Origin of the sequence: Micromonospora sp. S-DT3-3-22, assembly GCF_015354745.1 — a bacterium.
Taxonomy (GTDB): domain Bacteria; phylum Actinomycetota; class Actinomycetes; order Mycobacteriales; family Micromonosporaceae; genus Micromonospora; species Micromonospora wenchangensis.
Map to the genome: position 1 here is coordinate 1 of NZ_JACGMO010000199.1, position 7,372 is coordinate 7,372.

The 7,372-nt window shown below is 73.5% G+C and carries 2 protein-coding genes; both read left to right on the forward strand.

From position 1 onward, the window contains the following. A partial coding sequence (locus H1A17_RS32665; RefSeq protein ID WP_194823691.1) for a type I polyketide synthase occupies positions 1–5,934 on the forward strand: 5,934 nt, incomplete at its 5' end. Positions 5,935–5,944: 10 nt separating this feature from the next. Continuing rightward, positions 5,945–7,372, forward strand: a 1,428-nt coding sequence (locus H1A17_RS32670) for a polyketide synthase dehydratase domain-containing protein (RefSeq protein WP_194823692.1), incomplete at its 3' end; no start/stop codon positions are given.

Consider the following 7,372-nt stretch of genomic DNA (forward strand, 5'->3'; position numbering starts at 1 on the left):
GGCGCAGGCGGACCGCGGGCCGCCACCGGCGACCCGGCCGGACCCGACACCGTACGGCCGGAGCCGCCCCGCCACCGCGCCCCGGCGGCCCCGTCCGGCACCCCGGCACCCGACACCGTCGAGGAGGCGCTCGCCATCATCGGGCTGGCCTGTCGGTTCCCCGGCGCGGCCACCCCCGACGAGTTCTGGGCCAACCTTGCCGACGGGGTGTCCAGCGTCGGGGACGCGCCGACCGGACACCGGGGCTGGGGTCACCTCTGGTCCGCCGCCGACGAGGTGCCGACCGGTTGGATCGACCGGGTCGAACACTTCGACGCCGCCCGGTTCCAACTCACCGACCGGGAGGCCCGACGGCTGGACCCGTTGCAGCGCCTGCTGCTCAGCGTCACCGACGAGGCCCTGGAGAGCTGCGGCCACACCGCCGCCTCCCTCGGCACCGCCACCGGCGTCTTCATCGGCACCATCGCCAGCGACTTCCCCGAACTGGTGGCGGGCAGCATCGGGGCCGGCGACCCGCACGTGGCCACCGGCACGGCGGTGTCGATGGTGGCCAACCGGCTCTCGCACGCCTTCAACTGGTCGGGGCCGAGCTTCGCCGTCGACACGGCCTGCTCGTCCTCGCTGGTCGCCCTGCACCAGGCGGCCATGCATCTGCGCGCCGGGGAGGTGGACGCCGCCGTCGTCGGCGCGGCCAACCTGGTGCTGACCCCCACCAAGACCCGGTCCTTCCTGCGCAACGGCATGCTCTCCCCGACCGGGGTGTGCCGCACCTTCGACGACGACGCCGACGGGTACGTCCGGGGCGAGGGCTGCGGGGTGATCGTCCTCAAGCGGCTCGCCGACGCCGAACGCGACGGCGACCCGGTCCTCGCGGTGGTCCGCGGGTCCGCCGTGAACCACACCGGTGCCGCCGGTTTCCTGACCGCACCGAGCAGCACCGCCCAGCAGGCGGTGATCCGCAGCGCCATGCGGCGGGCCGGCGTCGAGGCGGACGGGGTCGGCTACATCGAGGCGCACGGCACCGGCACCCAGCTCGGTGACCTGATCGAGTTGGAGGCGTTGCAGGCCGCCCTGGGCCCGGCCCGACGGGGCACGGTGGCGGTCGGCTCGGTGAAGACGAACATCGGCCACCTCGAACCGGCGGCCGGGATCGCCGGCCTGATCAAGACGATCCTCGCGCTCCAGGCGGACCGGATTCCGCCCTCGGCCCACCTCACCTTCCCGAACCGGGCGTTCCGCTTCGAGGACTCGCCGCTGTTCGTCCCGGACCGGCTCGTCCCGTGGGACGGGCCCCGGGTCGCCGGGGTCAGCAGCTTCGGCTTCGGCGGGGTGAACGCGCACGCCGTCCTCGCGGCGGCCCCGTCGCCCACCCGGGTGCCCGCCCGGACCGGTCCCGGCCTGCTCACCCTCTCGGCCGGCTCCGAGGAGGGGCTGCGCACCCTCGCCGGCCGACTCGTGCACCTGCTCCGGTCGCCGTACTGCCCGCCGCTGGCCTGGATCTGCGTGGCCAGCCGGCAGCGGCCGGCGGCGACGTACCGGCTCGCCTGCGTGGTGGACACCATCGAACAGCTCGACGACAAGCTGATGCTGTTCCTGGCCCGCGCCGAGGGCACCCGGAACCTCTACACCGGGGTCGCCCCCACCCCGTCGGGGCGGACCCTGCCCCCACTGGGTGACGCATCCGGACGGGACGCCCTCGACACGGCGGCCCGCCACTTCGTGGCCGGCGACGGCCTGGTGGCCGAGGAACGCGCCCCGGTGCGCTTCCCCACCGCCCCGCACGAGGAGAAGCACCTGTGGTTGGCACCCGCGTCGACGGCGGGGCAGCTCCCGGCGACGGGGTCGCCCACCGACCGGTCGTGGCGCGACCACCCGGAGGCCCTGGAACACGTGGTGCTGGGCGACCCGACGCTGCCCGGCGCCGGCTACCCCGGCAAGGTCGCCGAGCTGCTCGGGCGGGACGCCTTCACCCTGCGGGACCTCACCTTCCGGGCCACCGTACGGCCCCCGGCGACGCTCACCGCCGAGCGGCACGGCACCCGGGTCACCTTCCGCGACGGCACCACCGCCGTGGTCTGCGACCTGGAGGTGGCCGACCCCGAGCCGGTCGATCCGACGCTCACCCCACCCGCCGACCCCGCCGGGCTCACCCCGGTCGACCTCGACGGCATGTACCGCGACTTCGACCGCAACGGCCTACGGTACGGCCCGAGCTTCCGCTGCGTACGCCAACTGTCGGTGGCGGACGGCGCGGCGACCGGCACCCTGCGGGTCGACGCCGGGCCCGACGCCGGACCGGTCGACGCCCGGCTGCTCGACGGCGCCTTCCAGGTGGCCCTCGCCGCCTGCGGGGCACAGGGCCTCTACGTGCCGTTCACCGTCTCCCGGCTGACCGTGCGGGGCCGGCTCACCGGTGAGGTGCGTGTGCACGCCCGCCGGGACCGGGGCAGCGCGCCCGATGCCGGGCTGCTCACCGCGAGTCTGGTGGTGCTCGACGGCGACCGACCGGTGCTCACCGCCCAGGGCGTCACCTGGCGGCGGATCTCCCCGGCCCCGCCGCCCACCCCGCCCACCCCGGCGGGCGCGCACGACCGGGCCCGGTTCGACGGCACCATCCCGCCCGGCACCACCGCGTACCCCGGCACCCCGTCCGGCGTCGTCCCGGGCCAGGGTGCCGACCTCAACGGCCGGGTCCCGGCCGGCTCCGGACCCGGCACCGCCGCCGCAGGTCACCTTCCGGTCAACGGTGCGGGCGACCTCGGCCGGGCGTTGGCCCGGTGGATCGCCGAGGGCCTGGAGACCGACGTCGAGACCCTCGAACTGGACCGTCCGTTGGAGGCCCAGGGGCTCGACTCGATGCTGGCCGTCTCGCTGGCCCAGGACATCCGCACCCGGCTCGGCGTGGACATCCCGGTCACCCTGCTGCTCGAAGTGGGGACGGTGGAGAACCTCGCCCGGGAACTGCGCGACACCTACGGCGTCACCGCCGTACCGGGTGCCGCGCCGACGCCCGGCCCGGTGCCGTCCGCGCCGCTCGGCGGTGCCCCGGACGGCGGTTCCCCGACGGTGGACGTGCCGGCGGCCGACATGTCGCCGGTCGGCGTGCCGGTAACGCCGGCGCCGGCTGCCCCGGGTCCGGCAGGTCCGGCTGTCTCCTCCCCGGCTCCGGCGGCTCCGGCTTCGGCGGCGGTGACGTCGGTCGCCGTGGCGACCCCGGCAGCTACGGACCGGCACGACATCGCCATCGTGGGCATCGACGGCGTCTTTCCCAACGCCGGCAACCTGGACGAACTGTGGGAGGTGCTCACCAGGGGCGAGGACTGCCTCCGCGAGGTCCCGAAGTCCCGCTGGGACATCGACGACTACTACTCCGACGCGGCCGAACCCGGCACCGTCTACCTGCGCCGGGCGGGCTTCGTCGACGACCTGACCGACTTCGACGCCCCGTTCTTCCGGATCTCACCGGCCGAGGCCCAGTGGATCGACCCGCAGCAGCGCCACCTCATCCAGTCCGCCTGGCGTGCGCTGGAGGACGCCGGCCTGTCGGGCCGTACGGCCGGCCGGTCGACCGGTGTGTTCGTCGGCGCCAGCTACCAGCACTACCGGGACATGGTCGTGGGCGACGTGGTGCAGACCGCCGCCGGGCTGGGCAACCACAACGCCATCCTGGCGAACCGGGTGAGTTACTTCCTGGATCTGTCGGGGCCGAGCATGACGATCGACACGTTGTGTTCGTCGTCGTTGGTGGCTCTGCACACCGCCGTCCGCAGCATCCGCAATGGCGAGTGCGACCAGGCCATCGTCGCCGGAGTCCACCTGGCCATGTCCCCGCAGTACTTCCAGCTCGGCTCCCGCCTGCGCTCGTTCTCTCCGACGGGTGCGTCGCGGGCGTTCGATGCGGGGGCGGATGGGTTCGTGCCGGGTGAGGGTGTGGTGACGGTGGTGGTGAAGCCGTTGGTGGATGCGGTGCGGGATGGGGATCGGGTGCGGGGGGTGATTCGGGGTTCGGCGGTGAATCACGGTGGTCGGACGAGTGGGTTGACGGTGCCGAGTAGTGCCGCGCAGCGGGAGGTGATTGTGGCGGCGTTGCGGGATGCGGGTGTTGGTGTGGAGGGGTTCGGGATGGTGGAGGCGCATGGGACGGGGACGTCGTTGGGTGATCCGATCGAGGTGGAGGGTTTGACTCGGGCGTGGCGGGGTTTCACGTCGCGGACGCAGTTCTGTGCGATTGGTTCGTTGAAGTCGAACATTGGTCATCTGGAGCCGGCGGCGGGTTTGGCCGGGTTGGTGAAGGTGTTGTTGTCGTTGGAGCATCAGGTGGTGCCGGCGACGTTGCATGTGGTGCGGCCGAATGATCATATCCGGTTTGAGGACACGCCGTTTTTTGTGGCGGATCAGCCGGTGTCGTGGCCTCGGGTCGCGGGTGCACCGCGTCGGGCGGCGGTGTCGGCGTTCGGGATGGGCGGGGTCAACGCCCACGTCATCGTCGAGGAAGCGCCGCTCCCGGCCACCCGGGAAACCCTGCCGCAGGGGTCGTACGTGGTGAAGGTGTCCGCGGCCAGTGAGGACGGGGTGCGTCGGCTCGCAGACGGGTATGCGCGCATGTTGTCGGGTGTGGATGCGTCCGTGGTGGGTGATGTGGGTTTCACCGCGAACGTGGGTCGGGCGTCGCATCGGTTCCGGGTCGCGGTCCAGGGTTCTGACGGGTCGGAGTTGGCCGGTGGGTTGGGTGCGGTGGCGGGTGGGGATCGGCCGGTGGGTCGGTTGTCGAATCAGCCGCCGGTGTCGGTGTTCCTGTTTTCGGGTCAGGGTTCGCAGTATCCGGGGATGGCGGCGGGTTTGTACGCGACTGAGCCGGTGTTCCGGGCGGCGTTCGATGAGTGTGTGGGGTTGGTGGGGTCGTGTTCGGATGTGCCGTTGCGGGAGGTGGTGTTGGGGGAGCGGGGTGGTGAGTTGGTGCAGACGCGGTTTGCGCAGGTGGGGATCGTGGCGGTGCAGGTGGGGTTGGTGCGGTTGTTGGAGTCGTGGGGGGTGCGCCCGGGTCTGGTGGTGGGTCACAGCGTGGGGGAGTTGACGGCTGCGTGGGCGGCGGGGGTGCTGTCGTTGCCGGAGGTGTTGCGGTTGGCGGTGGTGCGGGGTGGGTTGATGCAGGCGCAACCCTCGGACGGGGCGATGGCGGTGGTGTTCGCCGACGCCGGATCGGTGGAGGCGGTGTTGCCGTCCTTCCCGGGGGTGGAGATCGCGGCGTTGAATGCCCCGCGCAGTGTGACGATCTCCGGTCCGGTCGAGGCGGTGGAGGCGTTCGGTGCCGGGTCGGGGCTGCGGACGCAGCGGTTGACGGTCAGCCATGCGTTCCACTCGGCGGCGATGGCCGGTGCGGTGGACCCGTTCGCCCAGGCGTTCGGGCAGGCGGTGGTGTCCCCGCCGCAGGTCGGATTCGCCTCCACGGTGACCGGTGGCTGGCATGACGCCCGGTCGGTGGCCGACGGCCGGTTGTGGGGGTCGGGGATTCGCCAACCGGTCCGCTTCACCCAGGCGATCGAGGCGGTACACACCGCCGGCGGACGGGTCTTCTGGGAGATCGGCGCGCATCCGGTGCTGACCGGGTTGGCGCGGGCGACCCTCACCGATACCGATCTGACCTGGCTGCCGACGCTACGACGGGACCACGACGACCAGACGCAGCTCCACACGGCCATCACGTCGTTCTACAACCAGGGCCACGGCGACCTCGACTGGGCCGGGGTGCACCACGGGAAGGGACACCGCACCACCACCATCCCCACCTACCCCTTCGAGCGCCGGGAGTTGAGCGCGCCCCGGGTCAGCGAGTCCGCCGCCGCGCGGCGTCGACCGGAGCCGGAGGTTTCCGTACCCGCAGCAGGTGATGAGGCAGTCGGCCACCCGTTGTTCGACCGTCACTACGAGCACTGAGCGAGGGAACGTGACGTACCGGGTTGAGACCTACGAGAAGACCTTCGCCGCACACGAGCCGTTCATCGCCCAGCACCGCGCCGGCGGCCTCGGCATCCTGCCCGCCGCCGTGCAACTGGAGATGGCCCTGCTGGGGGTCGCCCAGCGCCGGGCGTTCCGCCCGCTCGAACTCGTCGACGTCGCCTTCGTCCGGCCGTTCACGGTCGCCGACGGCGAGCAGGTCACCGGCCGCCTGGACGTGACCCTCGGCGAACGGATCCGGTTCGAGTTGGGCGCGGTGACCCCCGAGGGCCGCAGGACGGTCTCCACCGGGTCGGGCGGGCCGATCCCGTCGGGCACCCACCCACCGGCCGCCTGGGCGGTGAGCTGCCCGGTACCGGTCCCGCCGGAGCGCGTCTACGACGGCTGGTCGGCCGCCGGCCTGGCGTACGGGCCGGACTTCCGGACCGTACGCCGGCTCGCCGTCGGCGCGGGCACCGCCGAGGCGACCCTGGAGACGGTGGCCCAGCCGCTGCCGTGGTACTCCCACCCGTTGCTGATCGACGGCGTGTTCCAGGTGGTCAGCTGCGCCCTCCAGGACCTCGCCGGTGGCGACCCGCCGGGGCCGATGCTGCCGATCGGGGTGGCACGCCTCGCCCTGCACGCCGAGCTGTCCCCGCTCAGCGCCGGGGTGACCGTCCGGGTACGACGTACCGCCGTGCAGGAGGCCTGGTCCGTCGCGGACGCCATCCTGGTGGACGCCGCAGGCCGGGTCGTCGCCGAGCTCACCGGGGTGCGGATGCGCCGGTTGCCGGCCGCGCCGCCCGTGCCGGCGACCGGGCGGCTGCTCACCCGGATCGACTGGGTCCCCGCCGACGCCCCCGCCCCCGGGGGGCCGGCGGCCGGCACCTGGGTGGTCCTGCACCACGGCGAGCGGGACGGCCCGGGCACGGCCACCGTGCGGGCCCTGCGCGCCGCCGGGGCCCGGGTGGTCGAGGTGCTGCCCGAGCCACCGGCGTCGGGCCCCGGTGCCGACCAGCGGGTCATCCGTGATCCCGACGAGCCGGCGTTCCAGCAGCTCTGGGCGGAGCTGGCGGAGCCGGTCGCCGGAGTGGTGCACCTGTGGAACACCGGCCCGACCCGCCCGGAACCCACCGAACTGCGTCTCGGCCTGTACTCCTGCCTCGCCGCCCTGAAGACCCTCGGCCAGCGGCAGCGCTCCGGGCACTTCCTGGTCGGCACGGAACGCGGCCAACCGGTGGCCGGCGGCGACACCCCGGAGCCGGCCCGCGCCGCGCTGTGGGGCCTCGTCCGCACCGCCGCCATCGAGTACCCGGGGCTGCGGCCCCGCCTCGTCGACCTCGACCCCGCCTCGGCCGCCGCCCTGCCGGCCGAACTGGGCGACGGAGGGCCGGTGGAGACCGGCTACCGCGTCGGGGTACGGCACGTGCCGGTCCGC